The sequence below is a fragment of the Oceanobacillus massiliensis str. N'diop genome (genome assembly GCF_000285495.1).
Lineage (GTDB): Bacteria > Bacillota > Bacilli > Bacillales > Amphibacillaceae > Oceanobacillus > Oceanobacillus massiliensis.
The window spans coordinates 1-238 of the sequence record NZ_CAER01000101.1 but is presented as its reverse complement, the minus strand read 5'-3'; the positions used below and the strand labels follow the sequence as shown (position 1 = coordinate 238).

Below are 238 nucleotides of genomic sequence, written 5' to 3'. Positions count from 1 at the left end.
TGGAGCCTAGCGGGATCGAACCGCTGACCTCCTGCGTGCAAGGCAGGCGCTCTCCCAGCTGAGCTAAGGCCCCGTGTATAAAATTTAATAGATGGTGGGCCTGAGTGGACTCGAACCACCGACCTCACGCTTATCAGGCGTGCGCTCTAACCAGCTGAGCTACAGGCCCATCTATTTAAATATCATTACAAAAAGAGAATCAATCTCTCAAAACTGAACCAAACAACCAAGTATGCCC

The 238-nt window shown here is 50.8% G+C and carries 2 tRNA genes; both read right to left on the bottom strand.

The annotated features are described in order from the left end of the window. Window positions 1–73, bottom strand: a tRNA-Ala gene (locus OMHG_RS00235). 19 nt (window positions 74–92) lie between these two features. Further along, window positions 93–169, bottom strand: a tRNA-Ile gene (locus tag OMHG_RS00230). Between the last annotated feature and the right edge of the window lie 69 nt (window positions 170–238).